This is a genomic window from Streptococcus sp. SCPM-O-B-15304 (M98) (genome assembly GCF_058200215.1).
The window spans coordinates 30855-49655 of sequence record NZ_JBYQGQ010000015.1 but is presented as its reverse complement, the minus strand read 5'-3'; the positions used below and the strand labels follow the sequence as shown (position 1 = coordinate 49655).

Sequence of the window (18801 nt, the reverse complement as noted above, 5' to 3'; positions counted from 1 at the left end):
AGAAGAAATTCTTACGGTTTTTTGATTGGTCTACTTAATGGAAAAGTGGTAAATAAGCAAACAAGCAAAAAAACGTTGAGAATTTCAACGTTTTTAAAATATAATGGAGCCGGTGGGAGTCGAACCCACGTCCAAACACCTGCTAACATATTTGTCTACAACCATAGGTTATGTATTGTTTTAACAGCTCCTCGACACATAACTCAAGCCTAGGAACTGCGAGTCTATAAATCTCTTATCAAACTGCTAGACAAAGTTTGATCATATCTCGCTAATAATAAGACCTGTCATTGAACACGAGCGATCCAAATCGGGTCACGCCTGCTGGTTTTTAGGCAGCTAGAGCGTAAGAAGTGTTATTTTTTGCAGTTATATTTAACTGAGCGTTTACGTCGCCACACGAGTCGCAAAATATGCCTCATAATGCCTGTCGAATCCGTAACGACCCCAAAAGACAATACAATTATTATACCTTATCTGAGGGGAAATTGCAAAAGTCAAGTAAACAAATGGAAAGAGACTTTGGTATGTATATGTTTTATAAGTGGGTGCTTAGAGCGATGAAGAGTCATTAACTTAGTAAGAAAATCAAGAGAAAAACTGGAAATCATGTTATAATAAAAAGATAGAATCGTAAGAAAGAGTGGATGATTTTTTTGATAATTCCTACTTATAATTGGCAATTCACTCCGCAAGTTGAGGATGCGGATTTTACAAAGATAGCTAAGAAAGCTGGTTTGGGCCCTGAAGTAGCTCGTTTGTTATTTGAACGAGGCATCAAGGATGAGCCCAGTCTGAAAAAATTTTTAGAACCTTCTTTGGAGGATTTGCATGATCCCTACCTTTTAAATGATATGGAAAAGGCAGTGGAGCGGATTCGCTATGCTATTGAACAAGGGGAACTGATTCTCATTTACGGGGACTACGATGCAGATGGGATGACTTCGGCTTCCATTGTCAAGGAAAGTTTAGAACAGTTGGGTGCTGAGTGCCTGGTTTATCTTCCAAATCGCTTTACGGATGGCTATGGTCCAAATGCCAGTGTCTACAAATATTTTATCGAACAGCAGGGTGTGTCTTTGATTGTGACGGTGGACAATGGTGTGGCTGGGCATGAAGCCATTGATTTGGCCCAGTCTATGGGAGTGGACGTCATTGTGACCGACCACCATTCTATGCCTGAGGTTTTACCAGATGCCTATGCTATTATCCATCCTGAACATCCAGGGGCGGACTATCCTTTCAAGCATTTGGCGGGTTGTGGGGTCGCTTTTAAGTTGGCTTGTGCCCTTTTGGAAGAAGTACAGGTTGAGTTGTTGGACTTGGTTGCCATCGGTACAATTGCCGATATGGTCAGCCTGACGGATGAAAATCGTATCATGGTCCAATATGGTCTTGAGGTCTTGCGCAATACTCAGCGAATGGGATTGCAAGAAATGTTTGAAATCGCTGGGATTTCGAGTAGTGATGTGACAGAAGAGACAGTTGGTTTTCAGCTAGCACCGCGTTTAAATGCTCTAGGACGTTTGGATGATCCCAATCCAGCTATTGATTTGTTGACTGGATTTGACGATGAGGAAGTGCATGAAATCGCCCTTTTGATTCATCAAAAGAATGAAGAACGTAAGGAAATTGTTCAGTCCATTTACGATGAAGCCAAGGACATGGTGGATCCTGATAAAAGTGTTCAAGTTTTGGCCAAGGAAGGCTGGAATCCGGGGGTTCTTGGAATTGTAGCTGGACGCTTGTTGGAAGAACTAGGTCAGACAGTTATTGTGCTAAATATCGAAGATGGGCGCGCCAAGGGAAGTGCTCGAAGCATAGAAGCAGTCGATATCTTTGAAGCCTTGGACCCACATCGAGAACTGTTTATCGCATTTGGAGGTCACGCAGGTGCTGCAGGTATGACCCTCGAAGTGGATAAGTTGGAAGTCTTGTCTGATGTTTTGGAAGCATATATCCGAGAAAAAGGTGCAGATGCCCAAGGTAAAAACAATCTATTTTTAGACGAAGAACTGGATTTAGAGGCCTTGAGTTTGGAGACGGTGAAAAGTTTTGAACGTCTAGCTCCTTTTGGGATGGATAACCAAAAACCTGTCTTCTATATTCGAAATTTTCAAGTTGAAAATGCTCGCGTTATGGGGGCTGGTAATGCTCATCTCAAGCTGAAAATTTCAAAAGGTGAGGCCAGTTTTGAGGTAGTCGCTTTTGGTCAAGGGAAATGGGCGACTGAATTCTCACAGACCAAGCAACTGGAATTGGCAGTGACTCTCTCTGTTAACCAATGGAATGGACAAACAAGCTTGCAGTTGATGATGGTTGACGCCCGTGTAGAAGGTGTCCAGCTCTTTAACATTCGTGGCAAGAATGCCCTGTTACCAGAAGGGGTAGCCGTTTTGGATTTTAGGCAAGAGTTACCTGATGTGACCTCTTGTTCAGCTATTGTCGTTAAGAATATTCCTGAGGATATATCCCTTCTTAAGAAAATCTGTCAGGAACAGGAATTTTCAGCTCTTTACTTTAAAAATGATATAGCCAAAGCTTACTACTTGACGGGCTATGGCACAAGAGAGCAGTTTGCTAAATTGTATAAAACCATCTATCAGTTCCCAGAGTTTGACATTCGCTATAAACTCAAGGATTTGGCGGCCTATCTCAAGATTGAGCAAATCCTGTTAGTCAAAATGATTCAGATATTTGAAGAGCTTGACTTTGTGACCATTGAAAATGGAGTCATGAGGGTGAATAAAGAGGCTGAAAAGCGCAATATAGCTGAAAGTCAGATTTATCAAAAACTGAAACAAACTGTTAAAGAGCAAGAGATAATGGCGCTTGGAACAGTCCAAGAAATCTATGATTTCTTGATGGAAAAAAGTGAATAGAGATTGTAAGAGTTGGCTTGCTGACTCTTTTTGTTTGCTATCAAAAACTACATCAATGAAAGGGATTTAGTGCTATAATGAGAGGAGTGAAGGACTGTTGAACCTTGTTGAAGAAAGTTAAACTCTTCGAAAATCTCTTCAAACCACGTCAGCTTTATCTGCAACCTCAAAGCGGTGCTTTGAGCAACCTGCGGCTAGCTTCCTAGTTTGCTCTTTGATTTTCATTGAGTATTAGTATCAAAAGTACCAGAGAAGTTAGTCGGAGTAGAAAATGGATAAAGAGAATAAAAAGAAATTACTGGCAGAGTATAAGCAGCAACAAAAGAAAGAATTTGAAGCTAGTTTACCGATAACAAGGGAGATTTTTTTAGATTTGTTTGATTTTTTGGATCAGGAGTTAGAGTCGCTGACTTGTCCTGCTGATTTTACCTTGACTATATCCTTTCTAAAAGGGCGTGATTTATACTCTTCGAAAATCTCTTCAAACCGCGTCAACGTCACCTTGCCGTACTTAAGTACAGCCTGCGGCTAGTTTCCTAGTTTGCTCTTTGATTTTCATTGAGTATTAGAAGTGGAAGTGATTTTGGGATTTTTAGAAGCAAATGGAGCCTACTGTGACTGCGAAGTCCTTTATAATGTTGCTGACTTATTTGAAGATTAGACAGGATGGGAGCACCAATTGTCTCATTTGCCCCTCTTATTAGTGCTGCTTTGTCCGTTATTGAACGGAAAGAGGTAGTTGAAGTGCGATTATCTGTAAGATTCATTTTGAAAATTAGTAAAAAAATGGTATAATGAATGGAAAAGATTCGGTTGAAAGTGAATTGGACTTTCAGAAAAAGAGAGCTTTTAAAGCTCTACAAACAAGTTGAAGTGACTATTCGGAGGAAAAATGAATACTATTAAATTAACAACACTTGGGGGTGTGCGTGAAAATGGTAAGAACATGTACATCGCAGAAATTAACGACTCGATTTTTGTATTAGATGCAGGTTTGAAATACCCTGAAAATGAACAGTTGGGTGTCGATGTCGTTATTCCCAACATGGACTATTTGTTTGAAAATAGCGATCGTATTGCTGGGGTTTTCTTAACACACGGGCATGCGGATGCGATTGGCGCCCTCCCTTATCTCTTGGCAGAAGCTAAGGTTCCTGTATTTGGCTCAGAGTTGACCATCGAACTGGCTAAACTATTTGTTAAGGGAAATGACAGCGTCAAGAAATTTGATGATTTCCATGTGATTGATGAAAATACAGAGATTGATTTTGGCGGAACGGTAGTATCCTTCTTCCGTACAACTCACTCTATCCCAGAAAGTTTGGGTGTGGTCTTAAAAACGTCTGAAGGAAATGTTGTTTACACAGGAGATTTCAAGTTTGACCAAACGGCTAGTGAATCCTACGCCACTGACTTTGGACGTTTAGCCGAAATTGGTCGTGAAGGAGTCCTGGCTCTTCTAAGTGATTCTGCCAATGCAGATAGCAATATCCAAGTAGCCAGTGAAAATGAAGTTGGTGTAGAAATCACGCAAACCATCTCTGACTGGGATGGACGTATCATCGTTGCTGCAGTTGCAAGTAATCTTTCCCGTATCCAGCAGGTTTTTGACGCAGCTGCGGAGACAGGACGTCGTGTTGTCTTGACAGGATTTGACATTGAAAATATCGTCCGTACAGCTATTCGTCTGAAAAAATTGTCTTTAGCAAGTGAAAATCTTTTGATTAAACCAAAAGATATGTCACGTTTTGAAGATCATGAGTTGATCATTCTTGAAACTGGACGTATGGGTGAACCCATTAACGGCCTACGCAAGATGTCTATCGGTCGTCACCGTTATGTTGAAATCAAAGAAGGTGACCTAGTTTATATTGTTACAACACCATCAATCGCCAAGGAAGCGGTTATGGCACGTGTAGAAAATATGGTCTACCAAGCAGGTGGAGTTGTCAAGCCAATTACTCATAGCTTGCGTGTGTCAGGACATGGGAATGCGCGTGATTTGCAATTGATGATCAATCTCTTGCAACCTCAGTATCTCTTCCCGATCCAAGGAGAATACCGTGAGTTGGATGCCCATGCTAAGGCCGCTATGGCAGTTGGTATGCTACCAGAACGTATTTTTATCCCTAAAAAAGGGACTACTATGTCTTACGAGCATGGGGACTTTGTTCCATCTGGTGCAGTTACAGCAGGAGATGTCTTGATTGATGGGAATGCCATCGGAGATGTCGGTAATGTCGTCCTTCGTGACCGTAAGGTCTTGTCAGAAGATGGGATTTTCATCGTGGCTATTACTGTTAACCGTCGTGAGAAAAAAATCATTGCTAAAGCTCGAGTGCACACGCGTGGATTTGTCTATCTCAAGAAGAGCCGTGATATCTTGCGTGAAAGTACAGAGTTGGTGAACCAAACGGTTGAAGACTACCTCCAAGGTGAGGAATTTGACTGGGCAGACCTCAAAGGTAAGGTACGTGATCATTTGTCCAAGTTCCTCTTTGACCAAACCAAGCGCCGCCCAGCTATCTTGCCAGTAGTCATGGAAGCAAAATAGAATCAAATAGCAGGAGAAAGTCGAGTTTCGGCTTTTTCTTATCTTAAACGAATAAGGAGCAAGTTATGGCAGTAATGAAGATTGAGTATTACTCAGAAGTTTTAGATATGGAGTGGGGAGTGAATGTTCTCTACCCAGATGCGTCTCGGGTTGAGGAGCCAGATTCTACGGATATTCCTGTCCTCTATCTCTTACATGGGATGTCAGGAAATCATAATAGCTGGCTCAAACGGACCAATGTAGAGCGCTTGGTACGAGGGACTAATCTGATTGTTGTCATGCCTAATACAAGTAACGGTTGGTACACAGATACTCAGTATGGCTATAACTACTATACAGCTTTAGCAGAAGAACTGCCTAAAGTGCTCAAACGTTTCTTCCCTAATATGTCTAGCAAGCGTGAAAAGACTTTTATCGCTGGTCTATCAATGGGAGGCTACGGTTCCTTCAAGTTGGCCCTATCAACCAACCGTTTCTCACATGCAGCTAGTCTTTCTGGTGCTCTCAGTTTCGAAGAGTTTTCTCCTGAAAGCCAAGATTTAGGGACGCGTGCCTACTGGCGAGGTGTTTTTGGCAAGCTTGATAACTGGGAAACTAGCCCTTACTCACTTGAAACTCTTGCTAACAAGTCAGACAAGAAGACCAAACTCTGGGCTTGGTGTGGTGAACAAGATTTCTTGTATGCTGCCAATAATCTAGCAGTGAAGAATCTCAAGAAACTTGGTTTTGATGTGACCTATAGCCACAGTGCAGGGACCCATGAGTGGTATTATTGGGAAAAACAATTGGAACGGTTTTTGGCTACCTTGCCAATTGATTTTGTTTTGGAAGAACGCTTGTCTTAGTTTTAGTTTTCTTTCAGCTTACTTGAGTAAAATAAGGAATCTATCTTTAGAATGGGAAACCAGGACTAAAAGGTGGATTCTTATTTTTTTAGGAAAGGCGGGAAATCATGTTCTGGATTATTCGTGTTCTATGTCGATTGTTACTAGGGATTTGGCGCATGTTCTGGCGCCTTGTGTGGACTCTTGTAGTCTTAATTCTCATTGCTTTAGGGATTCTCTGGTATATGACAGGGGATTTATCTGGTGTCTTCAATCAAGCGGGGCAACTTGTTCAAGTTGGTCAGGCAGGTTGGCATCAATGGCAAGAAACTGGTAAGTTACAAGGTTTGTCTCAGACCGATCATCATCAAGATTCAGGAGTAAAATGGCCCCAAGCACAGGCGACAATTTATATTGATCCCCAAATGGATACAACCTTTCAAAAGGCTTATGCCGAAGCTATTGCCAATTGGAATCAGACCGGTGCTTTTAATTTTGTAGTTGTGACAGAACCTGACCAAGCAACTATTTTTGCGACTGAAATGAATGATGGTTCCACTTCTGTTGCCGGTGAGGCTGAGAGTCATACAAATCTCCTTACTAAACAATTTACTTCGGTAACAGTTCGTTTGAATCATTATTATCTATCTAATCCAAACTATGGCTATACCTATGATCGTATCTTGCATACAGCAGAGCATGAGTTAGGACATGCCATTGGGCTGGAGCATACTAATGAAGTGTCAGTCATGCAGCCAGCAGGTTCTTATTATGGTATTCAGGCTCAAGATGTTCAAGCGGTTCAAGAACTATATGAGTCTGGGGAATAAGTGATTTTCAACGAAAAATAGAGCTCCTTGATGTAAGCAATGAAGGGGGCTTTTTGCTATAATGGAACTATGAATAACTTGATTAAATCAAAACTAGAGCTCTTGCCGACCAGCCCTGGTTGTTACATTCACAAAGATAAAAATGGTACGATTATCTATGTAGGAAAGGCCAAAAATCTACGCAATCGTGTACGGTCTTATTTCCGTGGAAGTCATGATACCAAGACAGAAGCATTGGTATCTGAGATTGTAGACTTTGAGTTTATTGTTACGGAGTCTAATATTGAAGCCCTCCTTCTGGAAATCAACCTGATTAAGGAAAATAAGCCTAAGTACAATATTATGCTCAAGGACGACAAGTCCTATCCTTTCATCAAAATCACCAATGAGCGCTATCCTCGCTTGATTATCACCCGTCAGGTCAAAAAAGACGGAGGTCTCTATTTTGGACCCTATCCGGATGTGGGCGCAGCTAATGAAATTAAACGGCTATTGGATCGGATTTTCCCATTTCGCAAGTGTACCAATCCACCATCAAAGGTCTGTTTTTATTACCATATCGGCCAGTGCGTGGCTCACACCATCTGTAAGAAAGACGAGGCTTATTTCAAAGCCATGGCTCAAGAAGTCTCTGATTTTCTAAAGGGGCAGGATGATAAAATCATCGATGACCTCAAGGAAAAGATGAATGTGGCAGCTCAGAGCATGGAATTTGAGCGTGCGGCGGAATATCGTGATTTGATTCAGGCCATTGGGACCCTTCGGACTAAGCAGCGTGTTATGGCCAAGGATCTCCAAAACCGCGATGTCTTTGGCTACTATGTAGATAAGGGTTGGATGTGTGTTCAGGTATTCTTTGTCCGTCAAGGTAAGCTCATTGAGCGTGATGTCAACCTTTTTCCTTACTACAATGATCCAGATGAAGACTTCCTGACTTACGTTGGGCAGTTTTATCAAGAAAAATCTCATTTGGTTCCTAATGAAATTTTGATTCCTCGGGATATTGATGAAGAGGCAGTCAAAGCCTTGGTGGATACCAAGGTTCTCAAACCCCAACGTGGGGAGAAAAAACAACTGGTCAATCTCGCTATCAAAAATGCGCGTGTAAGCTTGGAGCAGAAATTTAACCTGCTAGAAAAATCAGTTGAGAAGACACAAGGGGCTATTGAAAATCTAGGACGACTTTTACAAATTCCAACCCCAGTCCGTATCGAGTCCTTTGATAACTCCAATATCATGGGGACTAGTCCAGTTTCTGCCATGGTTGTTTTTGTCAATGGGAAACCGAGCAAGAAGGATTACCGTAAGTACAAGATAAAAACAGTTGTGGGACCAGATGACTACGCAAGTATGCGAGAGGTTATTCGCAGACGCTATGGTCGAGTTCAACGTGATGGCTTGACACCGCCAGATTTGATCGTCATTGATGGGGGACAAGGTCAGGTTAATATCGCTAAGCAAGTTATTCAAGAAGAGTTGGGGTTAGATATTCCCATCGCAGGTCTGCAAAAGAATGACAAGCACCAAACACATGAATTGCTTTTTGGCGATCCGCTTGGGGTGGTAGAGTTATCTCGCAATTCTCAAGAATTTTTCCTCCTACAACGCATTCAGGATGAAGTTCACCGCTTTGCGATTACCTTCCACCGCCAACTACGTTCTAAAAATTCCTTCTCTTCTCAATTAGATGGAATTGAAGGTTTGGGTCCAAAACGCAAGCAGAATTTAATGAAATATTTTAAATCTCTGACAAAAATCAAGGAAGCCAGCGTGGATGAGATTGTCGCCGTTGGTATACCAAGAGCAGTGGCAGAAGCGGTTCATCACCACTTGAATCCTCAAGAGCGTGTAGAACTAGCTCAGGTAGTAGAGTCACCTGCTGAATACAAGTGATAAAGTAGTAAGAAAAGGTTTTTGCTTTAGCGAGTGCAAGCTAGTCAGAATTGTGGTAAAATAGATAAGATATGACTAAAGAATTTCATCATGTAACGGTCATGCTCCATGAGACCATTGATATGCTAGATGTAAAACCTGATGGTATTTACGTTGATGCGACCTTGGGAGGAGCAGGACACAGCGAGTATTTATTAAGTAAGTTAAGTGAGAAGGGGCATTTATATGCCTTTGACCAGGACCAAAACGCTATTGATAATGCACAAAAACGTTTGGCGCCTTACATTGAAAAGGGCATGGTCACCTTCATCAAGGATAATTTCCGTCATTTGAAGGACCGCTTACATGACTTAGGTGTGACTGAAATTGATGGAATTTGTTATGATTTAGGTGTGTCAAGCCCGCAGTTAGATCAGCGTGAACGTGGTTTTTCCTATAAGAAGGATGCACCACTGGATATGCGCATGAATCAGGAAGCTAGTTTGACCGCTTATGAAGTCGTTAATCACTACGACTATCATGACTTGGTGCGAATCTTTTTCAAATATGGAGAAGACAAGTTCTCCAAACAGATTGCTCGGAAGATTGAACAGGCGCGTGAGTTGAAGCCGATTGAGACAACAACGGAATTAGCAGAGATTATCAAATCTGCTAAGCCTGCCAAGGAACTCAAGAAAAAAGGTCATCCGGCCAAACAAATTTTCCAAGCCATCCGTATTGAGGTCAATGATGAACTTGGAGCTGCAGATGAGTCCATCCAACAAGCTATGGAATTACTAGCAGTGGACGGAAGAATCTCAGTCATTACCTTTCATTCGCTGGAAGATCGCTTGACCAAGCAATTGTTCAAGGAATCTTCGACGGTAGAGGTTCCAAAAGGCTTGCCATTCATCCCGGATGATCTCAAGCCTAAGATGGAATTAGTCTCTCGCAAACCGATTCTACCAAGCAAGGAGGAGTTGGAGGCCAATAATCGTTCCCACTCAGCCAAGCTACGAGTAGCTCGAAAAATTCACAAGTAAGGGGATAAAATGGTAGACAAAAGAGAAACGACGAGCCAATTACTGCAAGCTCGTATCAAGAGATTTTCACGTGTTGAAAAGGCCTTTTACCTTTCAATTGCCATTACAGCCCTTGTCTTAGCCATCAGTGTGGTCTATATGCAAACCAAGCTTTTACAAGTCCAGAGTGAACTAACGACTGTTAATGCTCAAATTGAAGAAAAGAAAACGGAGTTGGATGATGCTAAGCAAGAAGTCAATGAATTGATCCGTTCAGAGCGTCTGACAGGGATTGCAGATTCGCAAGAACTGAAATTAAATAATGAAAATATCCGATCGGCGGAGTAGTATATGAAAACCTGGAAAGAAAAAATAGTACACTTTGCCATTAAGAATCGCAAATCTCCCCTTGAAAACCGCAGACGAGTTGGGAAGAGTCTCAGTCTCTTGGCCGTCTTTCTCTTTGCTGTTTTTTTGGTTAACTTTGCGGTGATTATTGGTACGGGGAAGAAGTTTGGCGTTGACCTGGTCAAAGAAGCAAGTAAAGTTCACCAAACAACTCTAACAGTTCCTGCTAAGAGGGGGACCATTTATGATCGTAATGGAACTCCGATTGCAGAAGATGCAACATCCTATAATGTTTATGCGGTCATTGATAAGGACTATAAATCAGCTAATGGGGATGTTCTATATGTAGAGGAATCTCAGTACAATAAGGTAGCCGAAATTTTCCATAAGTACTTGGATATGGAGGAATCCTACGTCAAAGATCAACTCTCTCAACCAAATCTCAAGCAGGTTTCCTTTGGTGCTAAAGGAAATGGAATTACCTACGCTAATATGATGTCTATTAAACAGGACTTAGAAGCTGCCAAGGTCGAGGGTGTCAATTTTACCACTAGTCCCAATCGAAGTTATCCAAATGGAAAATTTGCTTCATCCTTTATTGGTTTAGCTCAGTTGCATGAAAATGAAGATGGTTCAAAGAGTCTCATTGGGACGTCTGGTGTCGAGAGTTCCTTGAATAGCTTGTTAGCGGGAACAGATGGTATCATTACCTATGAAAAAGACCGTCTAGGTAATATTGTTCCTGGTACAGAACAAGTCACCCAACAGACCGTAAACGGGAAAGACGTCTATACGACCCTATCTAGTCCTTTGCAGTCCTTTATGGAAAGTCAAATGGATGCCTTCCAAGAAAAACTAAAAGGCAAGTATATGACAGCAACCTTGGTCAGTGCTAAAACAGGGGAAATTCTTGCAACGACGCAGAGACCAACCTTCGATGCTGATACTAAGGAAGGGCTGACTAAGGACTTTGTTTGGCGTGATATCCTCTATCAAAGTAACTATGAGCCGGGGTCAACCATGAAGGTTATGACGCTCGCTGCTGCTATTGATAATAACACTTTCCCAGGAGGAGAAGTTTTCAATAGCAGTGAATTAAAAATAGCGGATGCGACGATTCGAGATTGGGATGTTAATGCTGGTTTGACTACTGGTAGGATGATGACTTTCTTACAAGGTTTCGCTCTCTCCAGTAATGTTGGAATGAGTCTACTTGAACAAAAAATGGGAGATGCTACTTGGTTGGATTATCTCAATCGCTTTAAGTTTGGGGTGCCGACGCGTTTTGGTCTGACTGATGAGTATTCAGGTCAATTGCCTGCAGATAATATTGTCGATATTGCCATGAGTGCATTTGGTCAGGGGATTTCTGTAACGCAGACCCAGATGCTACGTGCTTTTACAGCCATTGCGAATGACGGAGTTATGTTAGAACCAAAGTTTATTAGCGCCCTTTATGATCCAAATGATCAGTCAGTTCGGAAGTCGCAAAAAGAAGTTGTGGGTAATCCTGTTTCTAAAGAAACGGCTAGTTTGACTAGGGAAAACATGATTTTGGTTGGTACAGACCCTATTTATGGGACCATGTATAATCGTAATGATAATAAACCAGTAATTACTGTTCCTGGTCAGAATGTTTCTGTCAAATCTGGAACAGCTCAAATTGCCGATGAGCAAAACGGAGGATATTTAGTTGGGAAAACCAATTATATCTTTTCTGTAGTAACCATGCATCCTTCTGAAAATCCTGATTTTATTCTTTACGTAACAGTTCAACAGCCAGAACACTTTTCTACACCTTGGTTTGGAGAATTTGCTAATCCTATTCTTGAACGAGCTTCTGCTATGAAAGAATCTCTTAATCTTCAGTCTACAGCTAAAAATCTGGATCAAGTTACAACAACAACTAGTTATGCAATGCCAGCGACCAAGGACTATAGTCCGGGAGATATGGCAGAGGAACTGAGACGCAATCTTGTTCAACCAATCGTTATCGGTTCAGGAACAAAAATCAAGGACAGTTCAGTGGCAGAAGGAACAAATCTAGACGCTAATGAGCAAATCTTACTCCTTTCAGACAAGGTAGAAGAGATGCCTGACTTATATGGCTGGTCTAAGAAAAATGTTGAAACCTTTGCCAAATGGCTGAATCTTGAAGTTGAGTTTGAAGGTACAGGAGAAACTGTTAAAAAGCAAAGTGTTCGTTCCAATACAACTTTAAAAGATTTACAGAAAATAAAAATAACATTAGGAGATTAGAATGCTTATTTCTATCTTTGCTGGAGTGATTGCCTTTATTCTAACAGTCATAGGAATTCCAGCCTTTATCCGTTTTTACCATAAAGCACAGATTACCGGTCAACAGATGCATGAGGATGTTAAACAACACCAAGAAAAAGCTGGGACACCAACCATGGGAGGACTCGTCTTTCTCCTAGCAGGAGTTTTAGTTAGTCTGGTCCTTGCTCTCGTGACCAATCAATTAACCAATAATGTCGGAATGATCCTCTTTATCCTGGTCTTATATGGTTTGGTCGGTTTCTTGGATGATTTCCTCAAGGTTTTCCGCAAAATCAATGAAGGACTCAATCCTAAACAGAAGCTTTTGCTTCAGTTGGTCGGAGGGGTTATCTTCTATTTCTTCTATGAAAGAGGAGGAGATATCTTAAATGTATTTGGTTTTCCCTTGCATTTAGGTGTTCTTTATATTCTCTTTGCCCTCTTCTGGTTGGTCGGTTTTTCAAATGCAGTTAATCTGACTGACGGAATCGATGGCTTGGCAAGTATTTCGGTGGTGATTAGCCTATCTGCCTATGGAGTGATTGCCTATGTGCAAAATCAGCTTGATATCTTACTAGTGATTGTAGCTATGATTGGTGGTCTTCTTGGCTTCTTTGTCTTTAACCACAAGCCTGCTAAAGTTTTCATGGGAGATGTTGGTAGCCTAGCTCTTGGAGGGATGTTGGCGGCTATTTCCATGGCGCTACACCAAGAATGGACGTTACTCTTGATTGGTTTGGTCTATGTTTTTGAAACCACATCTGTTATGATGCAAGTTACCTACTTTAAGTTGACTGGAGGAAAACGTATCTTCCGTATGACACCAGTTCATCACCATTTTGAGTTGGGTGGTTTTTCTGGGAAAGGTCAAGCTTGGAGTGAGTGGAAGGTTGATTTCTTCTTCTGGGGAGTGGGCTTGCTTGCTAGTCTCTTGACTTTGGCTTTCATGTATTTATTCTAAAAATAGAATATTGATTATAAGAGAGAAGGATTTATGCCCTTCTCTTTTTCTATTTGTAGCAGTTTATTGCATCCCCATCTCAAAAATAGGTAAATTTATGGTAAAATGGAGAAAGAGAGTTGAAATGATGAGTTATTTTAAAAAGTATACATTTGATAAATCTAAGTTTAAGTTAGGGATGCGAACGTTTAAAACAGGGATCGCTGTTTTTTTAGTTCTCATGATTTTTGGTTTTTTTGGTTGGAAAGGACTTCAGATTGGAGCCTTGACTGCAGTTTTTAGTTTAAGAGAAGACTTTGATAAGAGTGTCCACTTTGGGACATCACGTATTCTCGGAAATAGTATCGGTGGTTTTTATGCCCTGATTTTCTTTCTCTTGAATAACTTTTTTCATGGAGCCTTCTGGGTAACCCTTCTTGTTGTTCCGATTTGCACCATGTTAACCATTATGACAAATGTTGCAATGAACAATAAGGCAGGTGTTATCGGTGGAGTTGCGGCTATGTTGATTATTACCTTATCAATTCCAAATGGTGAGACAGTTTTGTACGTATTTGCCCGAGTTTTTGAAACCTTTATGGGTGTTTTTGTAGCAATTCTTGTAAATTACGATATTGATCGTTTACGGAGCATTTTACTGAAAAAAACAAAATAATGTCACAAGATATAACATTATTGATTGACGATTGAATTTTTTTAGACTATAATAGACAGAAAGAAGGAAGTGTACATGAAGGAAAAAGAATTTCGTCGCAATATGGCAGTTTTTCCTATTGGTAGTGTTATGAAGCTGACCGATCTTTCGGCGCGTCAAATTCGTTATTATGAAGATCAGGACTTGATAAAACCTGATCGAAACGAAGGTAATCGCCGTATGTACTCGCTGAATGATATGGATCGGTTGCTTGAGATTAAGGACTATATCTCTGAAGGTCTGAACATTGCTGCTATCAAGAAAAAATATGCTGAACGTGAGGCGAAAGCCAAGAAACCAGTTAGTCAAACTGAAGTGCGTAGGGCACTTCGGAATGAAGTTCTTCAACAAAGTCGCTTTGCTTCTCAACAATCACCTTTTGGTCGCGGTTAGGCAACCGCAAATCGTCATATATAAGGAGAAAAACCATGCCAATCACAGCTGCAGATATTCGTCGTGAAGTTAAGGAAAAAAATGTAACCTTTATCCGTCTCATGTTTTCAGATATTTTGGGAACAATGAAAAACGTCGAAATTCCTGCTACAGATGAACAACTAGACAAGGTCTTGTCAAACAAGGCTATGTTTGATGGATCTTCTATTGAAGGGTTTGTTCGTATCAATGAATCAGATATGTACTTGTACCCTGACCTGGACACTTGGACTGTCTTCCCTTGGGGAGATGAGAACGGTAGTGTCGCAGGATTGATCTGTGATGTCTATACAACAGAAGGAGAGCCATTTGCTGGAGATCCTCGAAGCAACCTTAAACGAGCTCTTCATCACATGGAGAAAGTTGGATTCAAATCTTTCAATCTTGGTCCGGAACCAGAATTCTTCCTATTCAAGCTTGATGAAAATGGAGACCCAACTCTTGAGGTGAATGACAAGGGTGGTTACTTTGATTTGGCGCCTACAGACCTTGCTGATAATACCCGTCGTGAGATTGTAAATGTCTTGACCAAGATGGGATTTGAAGTAGAAGCCAGTCACCACGAAGTTGCCGTAGGTCAACATGAGATTGACTTTAAGTACGATGAAGTTCTTCGTGCATGTGACAAGATTCAAATCTTTAAACTTGTTGTAAAGACAATTGCGCGTAAACATGGTTTGTATGCAACCTTTATGGCTAAACCTAAATTTGGTATCGCTGGTTCAGGAATGCACTGCAATATGTCCTTGTTTGATGATGAAGGGAACAACGCCTTCTTTGATCCAAATGATCCAAAAGGAATGCAATTGTCAGAAACAGCTTATCACTTCCTTGGTGGTTTGATCAAGCACGCCTACAACTACACAGCTATCATGAACCCGACCGTTAACTCATACAAACGTTTGGTTCCAGGCTACGAAGCGCCGGTTTACATCGCTTGGGCTGGTCGTAACCGTTCACCACTTGTCCGCGTTCCTGCTACTCGTGGAATGGGAACTCGTTTGGAGTTGCGCTCAGTAGACCCAATGGCAAATCCATATATCGCTATGGCTGTGCTTTTGGAAGTTGGTTTGCACGGTATTGAAAACAAAATCGAAGCACCAGCGCCAATCGAAGAAAACATCTATATCATGACTGCAGAAGAGCGTAAAGAGGCTGGCATCACAGACCTTCCATCAACTCTTCACAACGCTTTGAAGGCCATGACAGAAGACGAAGTGGTTAAAGCAGCTCTAGGTGAACACATCTACACTAGCTTCCTTGAAGCTAAACGCATCGAGTGGGCAAGCTATGCAACCTTCGTTTCACAATGGGAAATTGATAACTACCTAGATCTATACTAATGATAAATCAGAAAGATTGTCCGTGAGGACGATTTTTTTTCTTGCAATTTATATCGAGATGTGATATATTTTATATAACGAGATGCGATATATCGAACTAAATAGGAGGTCTGATTAAATGGAATTAACAGATAAGATTAGGCGTGTCTACCTTCCCATGACTGAAACGGGTTTTTATATTCTGTTCTGTCTGCAAAAGGAGAACCATGGCTATGGTATTACTCAAAAGGTTAAAGAGATGACAGATTCGCAGGTTTCCATTAGTCCTGGGACCATGTATGGAACCCTGTCAAAGATGGAAAAAGATGGTTTGATTTCCTTTGTTAGAGAAGAGGAAAAACGAAAGATTTATCAGATAACTGACTTGGGTCAGAAAGTTTTAGAAATTGAAGTCAAACGTATTGAACGGCTCTACAGAAATAGTCGGGAGGAGCTTTGATGGAAAAGAAAGTTGTTTATAGAATTGCTACCATTGCGGATTATGATAGAGAGGCTCTCTATCTCGGAGAAATGCATGCTCAGGGCTGGAAACTTAAGGAAGTAAGCTACTCTAACTTAGTAGTTGCGGTTAAGTATACTTTTGAAAAGTGCCAACCAGAGCAGGTGGTTTATCAGTTGGACTTTTATCCTATGAAAAAATCAGAAAGAGCTTCCTATTTACAACTGTTTAAAGATTGTGGCTGGGAGCATATTACAGACTTTAATGGGTTTTCCTATTTTAGAAAGCTTTATTCTGGAGTTGAGTCGGATGCCGAGTTTGAAATTTATAATGACGCGGCCGGGAAGTTAGCCATGGTCAAGCGCATTTTAATAATGCGGATGCTTCCTATTTTGCTTCTCTTTTCAGCTCTACTACCGGTTTTCTCAAAGTTTGTCAGTGGAGGTAGTTCTTTCAGTTGGGGAATGTTCTTGATTGTTATCATAAACTGTACTTTATTGATAGTTTTCACGATTCAGATTTCTTATATTTTTTGGAGATTGCTTCAAAAGTGGAAAGAATTATCTGATAAATAAGACCATTTTGGAGGTTAGACAATGAATAGCAAAGTACAATTTCGAATGTTTACCATTTTTGATTTGGATAAGGTAGAAGATTATTTACATGAGATGCATCTGAAAGGTTGGAAATTTAAATCGAATCGTTTTGGCTTTTTCTATTTTGAGCAATGCCGACCAAATGATATGATTTACCGTGTGTGGGATACTAGCTACCTTAGAAAAAATGAGGTAGATTTACAAAGTATTAAGGATAGAGGATGGGAGTTTGTGGAAAATTGTTCTTATTCTGTGTTTCGAAAAGCAACTTGTGATGTAGATTCAAATGATCAATCTTTCATGGACAATCGTCTTCGATGGGCTGATGTGAAATCTAGACTTCGTACATCTACAGTTTCTATCTCTGGCGGTTTAGTTGTTTGTATGAGCTTGTTTCGCGAAAGTCTCTCTCAGTCTTTCTTCCTTATTTTTGCCCTTTATGCCCTCATGATTTCCTATCTAATCTATAGTTTTTACAGACTTAAAAAGAAATATCTTGTGAATGTAGGATGATTTTCTAGGTCCTCAGACCGATTTTTAGCACTCTTGATAAAAGAGTGCTAATTTTTTGAGTTTTTGTCTTGACATTCTTTTCTAAGGGTGTATAATAGAATCATAAGTTAGCACTTGGATGTGTCGAGTGCTAAAAAGATCTATCAGAGAGGAGTGACGAGATGGTTACGGAACGTCAGCAGAGTATTTTAAATCTGATTATTGACATCTTTACCAAAACGCACGAACCTGTTGGATCCAAAGCCTTGCAAGAGTCTATCAACTCTAGTAGTGCTACCATTCGAAATGACATGGCGGCTTTAGAAAAGCAAGGTTTGCTTGAAAAGGCACATACTTCCAGTGGTCGGATGCCGAGTGTGGCTGGTTTTCAATACTATGTCAAACACTCCTTATCCTTCGACCGTTTAGCCGAGAATCAAGTTTATGAGATTGTAAAAGCCTTTGATCAAGAATTCTTCAAGCTAGAGGATATTCTTCAAGAGGCAACGAGAATCTTGACAGACTTGAGTGGTTGTACGGTTGTAGCGCTGGATGTAGAACCAAGTAGGCAGAAGCTGACAGCTTTTGATATTGTTGTCCTCGGGCAACATACAGCTCTTGCTGTTTTTACGCTTGATGAGTCTAGAACAGTTACCAGTCAGTTTTTGATTCCGAGAAATTTCTTGCAGGAGGATTTAAATCGCCTCAAGACCATGATTCAAGAACGTTTCTTGGATCAGACTGTTTTGGATATTCACTATAAGATTCGGACAGAGATTCCGCAGATTATCCAACGTTACTTCACAACAACGGATAATGTTATGGATCTCGTCGAACATATCTTTAAAGAAATGTTCAATGAAAATATCGTGGTTTCTGGGAAAGTCAATCTCTTGAATTTTGCTAATCTAGCAGCTTATCAGTTTTTTGATCAGCCACAAAAGGTTGCTTTGGAGATTCGAGAAAATCTGATTGGCGACCAGATGCAAAGTGTCCGAGTTGCGGATAGCCAAGAATCCTGTTTAGCTGACTTAGCAGTGATTAGCAGTAAGTTCCTGATTCCCTATCGTGGATTTGGAATCCTTGCGATTATAGGTCCCGTTAATCTGGATTATCAACAATTGGTCAATCAACTCAATGTAGTTAATCGAGTTTTGACTATGAAGTTGACGGATTTTTACCGCTATCTCAGCAGTAATCACTATGAAGTGAATTAAGATTGAAATCATTAA

Annotated in this window: 18 protein-coding genes and 1 other RNA gene; 18 read left to right on the top strand and 1 reads right to left on the bottom strand. The window is 40.8% G+C overall.

Translation table 11 applies throughout. The annotated features are described in order from the left end of the window. Nucleotides 1-101 precede the first annotated feature (101 nt). Nucleotides 102-449: a transfer-messenger RNA gene (gene ssrA, locus AC3E7H_RS08825) on the bottom strand. Nucleotides 450-656: 207 nt separating this feature from the next. Here ssrA and recJ point away from each other — a divergent pair. The 18 genes from recJ to hrcA all read left to right on the top strand — a co-directional run bounded on the left by recJ (nt 657) and on the right by hrcA (nt 18786). Then, nucleotides 657-2882, top strand: a complete 2226-nt coding sequence (gene recJ / locus AC3E7H_RS08820; RefSeq protein ID WP_490676415.1) for a single-stranded-DNA-specific exonuclease RecJ — start codon at nt 657-659, stop codon at nt 2880-2882. A gap of 271 nt (nt 2883-3153) precedes the next feature. Continuing rightward, complete coding sequence (locus AC3E7H_RS08815; protein WP_490676413.1) at nt 3154-3414, top strand: hypothetical protein; 261 nt, start codon at nt 3154-3156, stop codon at nt 3412-3414. Nucleotides 3415-3453: 39 nt separating this feature from the next. Beyond that, on the top strand, nt 3454-3543 hold the full coding sequence (locus tag AC3E7H_RS08810) for a DUF2695 domain-containing protein (RefSeq protein WP_083500971.1): 90 nt from the start codon (nt 3454-3456) through the stop codon (nt 3541-3543). A 231-nt stretch (nt 3544-3774) separates the two neighbouring features. Further along, complete coding sequence (locus AC3E7H_RS08805; RefSeq protein ID WP_490676412.1) at nt 3775-5436, top strand: ribonuclease J; 1662 nt, start codon at nt 3775-3777, stop codon at nt 5434-5436. A 65-nt stretch (nt 5437-5501) separates the two neighbouring features. Beyond that, nucleotides 5502-6281, top strand: coding sequence for an alpha/beta hydrolase (locus tag AC3E7H_RS08800; protein WP_414313148.1), 780 nt, complete (start codon nt 5502-5504; stop codon nt 6279-6281). Between the two features lie 107 nt (nt 6282-6388). Further along, a complete protein-coding gene (locus AC3E7H_RS08795; RefSeq protein WP_490676411.1) occupies nt 6389-7090 on the top strand; it encodes a M57 family metalloprotease in 702 nt (233 codons plus the stop codon). 69 nt (nt 7091-7159) lie between these two features. After that, a complete protein-coding gene (uvrC, locus tag AC3E7H_RS08790) occupies nt 7160-8983 on the top strand; it encodes an excinuclease ABC subunit UvrC (protein WP_490676410.1) in 1824 nt (607 codons plus the stop codon). A gap of 71 nt (nt 8984-9054) precedes the next feature. Continuing rightward, a complete protein-coding gene (rsmH, locus tag AC3E7H_RS08785) occupies nt 9055-10005 on the top strand; it encodes a 16S rRNA (cytosine(1402)-N(4))-methyltransferase RsmH (protein ID WP_490676409.1) in 951 nt (316 codons plus the stop codon). A 9-nt stretch (nt 10006-10014) separates the two neighbouring features. After that, nucleotides 10015-10332: a cell division protein FtsL gene (gene ftsL / locus AC3E7H_RS08780; RefSeq protein WP_049526909.1), complete on the top strand. Its 318-nt coding sequence runs from the start codon at nt 10015-10017 to the stop codon at nt 10330-10332. Nucleotides 10333-10335: 3 nt separating this feature from the next. Further along, on the top strand, nt 10336-12591 hold the full coding sequence (gene pbp2x / locus AC3E7H_RS08775) for a penicillin-binding protein PBP2X (RefSeq protein WP_490676408.1): 2256 nt from the start codon (nt 10336-10338) through the stop codon (nt 12589-12591). A 1-nt stretch (nt 12592) separates the two neighbouring features. Continuing rightward, a complete protein-coding gene (gene mraY, locus AC3E7H_RS08770) occupies nt 12593-13573 on the top strand; it encodes a phospho-N-acetylmuramoyl-pentapeptide-transferase (RefSeq protein ID WP_490676407.1) in 981 nt (326 codons plus the stop codon). Between the two features lie 127 nt (nt 13574-13700). Then, nucleotides 13701-14228 (top strand): FUSC family protein, encoded by a 528-nt coding sequence (locus tag AC3E7H_RS08765; protein ID WP_490676414.1) that lies wholly within the window; start codon nt 13701-13703, stop codon nt 14226-14228. 75 nt (nt 14229-14303) lie between these two features. Beyond that, nucleotides 14304-14660 (top strand): MerR family transcriptional regulator, encoded by a 357-nt coding sequence (locus AC3E7H_RS08760; protein ID WP_075230046.1) that lies wholly within the window; start codon nt 14304-14306, stop codon nt 14658-14660. 35 nt (nt 14661-14695) lie between these two features. Then, nucleotides 14696-16042, top strand: a complete 1347-nt coding sequence (glnA, locus tag AC3E7H_RS08755; RefSeq protein WP_004251784.1) for a type I glutamate--ammonia ligase — start codon at nt 14696-14698, stop codon at nt 16040-16042. Between the two features lie 118 nt (nt 16043-16160). After that, nucleotides 16161-16481 (top strand): PadR family transcriptional regulator, encoded by a 321-nt coding sequence (locus AC3E7H_RS08750; protein ID WP_070460245.1) that lies wholly within the window; start codon nt 16161-16163, stop codon nt 16479-16481. Then, on the top strand, nt 16481-17056 hold the full coding sequence (locus AC3E7H_RS08745; protein ID WP_490676406.1) for a DUF2812 domain-containing protein: 576 nt from the start codon (nt 16481-16483) through the stop codon (nt 17054-17056). The genes AC3E7H_RS08750 and AC3E7H_RS08745 overlap by 1 nt, the downstream gene beginning before the upstream one ends. Before the next feature lie 21 nt (nt 17057-17077). Beyond that, nucleotides 17078-17590, top strand: a complete 513-nt coding sequence (locus AC3E7H_RS08740) for a DUF2812 domain-containing protein (protein ID WP_490676405.1) — start codon at nt 17078-17080, stop codon at nt 17588-17590. Between the two features lie 161 nt (nt 17591-17751). Then, nucleotides 17752-18786: a heat-inducible transcriptional repressor HrcA gene (gene hrcA / locus AC3E7H_RS08735; protein WP_316108642.1), complete on the top strand. Its 1035-nt coding sequence runs from the start codon at nt 17752-17754 to the stop codon at nt 18784-18786. The last annotated feature ends 15 nt before the right edge of the window (nt 18787-18801 follow it).

Coding starts and splice junctions, on each gene's coding strand:
- AC3E7H_RS08815 (WP_490676413.1), top strand. CDS start 3,154: ATGGATAAAGAGAATAAAAAGAAATTACTGGCAGAGTATAAGCAGCAA.
- AC3E7H_RS08805 (WP_490676412.1), top strand. CDS start 3,775: ATGAATACTATTAAATTAACAACACTTGGGGGTGTGCGTGAAAATGGT.
- AC3E7H_RS08800 (WP_414313148.1), top strand. CDS start 5,502: ATGGCAGTAATGAAGATTGAGTATTACTCAGAAGTTTTAGATATGGAG.
- AC3E7H_RS08795 (WP_490676411.1), top strand. CDS start 6,389: ATGTTCTGGATTATTCGTGTTCTATGTCGATTGTTACTAGGGATTTGG.
- uvrC (WP_490676410.1), top strand. CDS start 7,160: ATGAATAACTTGATTAAATCAAAACTAGAGCTCTTGCCGACCAGCCCT.
- rsmH (WP_490676409.1), top strand. CDS start 9,055: ATGACTAAAGAATTTCATCATGTAACGGTCATGCTCCATGAGACCATT.
- ftsL (WP_049526909.1), top strand. CDS start 10,015: ATGGTAGACAAAAGAGAAACGACGAGCCAATTACTGCAAGCTCGTATC.
- pbp2x (WP_490676408.1), top strand. CDS start 10,336: ATGAAAACCTGGAAAGAAAAAATAGTACACTTTGCCATTAAGAATCGC.
- mraY (WP_490676407.1), top strand. CDS start 12,593: ATGCTTATTTCTATCTTTGCTGGAGTGATTGCCTTTATTCTAACAGTC.
- AC3E7H_RS08765 (WP_490676414.1), top strand. CDS start 13,701: ATGAGTTATTTTAAAAAGTATACATTTGATAAATCTAAGTTTAAGTTA.
- AC3E7H_RS08760 (WP_075230046.1), top strand. CDS start 14,304: ATGAAGGAAAAAGAATTTCGTCGCAATATGGCAGTTTTTCCTATTGGT.
- glnA (WP_004251784.1), top strand. CDS start 14,696: ATGCCAATCACAGCTGCAGATATTCGTCGTGAAGTTAAGGAAAAAAAT.
- AC3E7H_RS08750 (WP_070460245.1), top strand. CDS start 16,161: ATGGAATTAACAGATAAGATTAGGCGTGTCTACCTTCCCATGACTGAA.
- AC3E7H_RS08745 (WP_490676406.1), top strand. CDS start 16,481: ATGGAAAAGAAAGTTGTTTATAGAATTGCTACCATTGCGGATTATGAT.
- AC3E7H_RS08740 (WP_490676405.1), top strand. CDS start 17,078: ATGAATAGCAAAGTACAATTTCGAATGTTTACCATTTTTGATTTGGAT.
- hrcA (WP_316108642.1), top strand. CDS start 17,752: ATGGTTACGGAACGTCAGCAGAGTATTTTAAATCTGATTATTGACATC.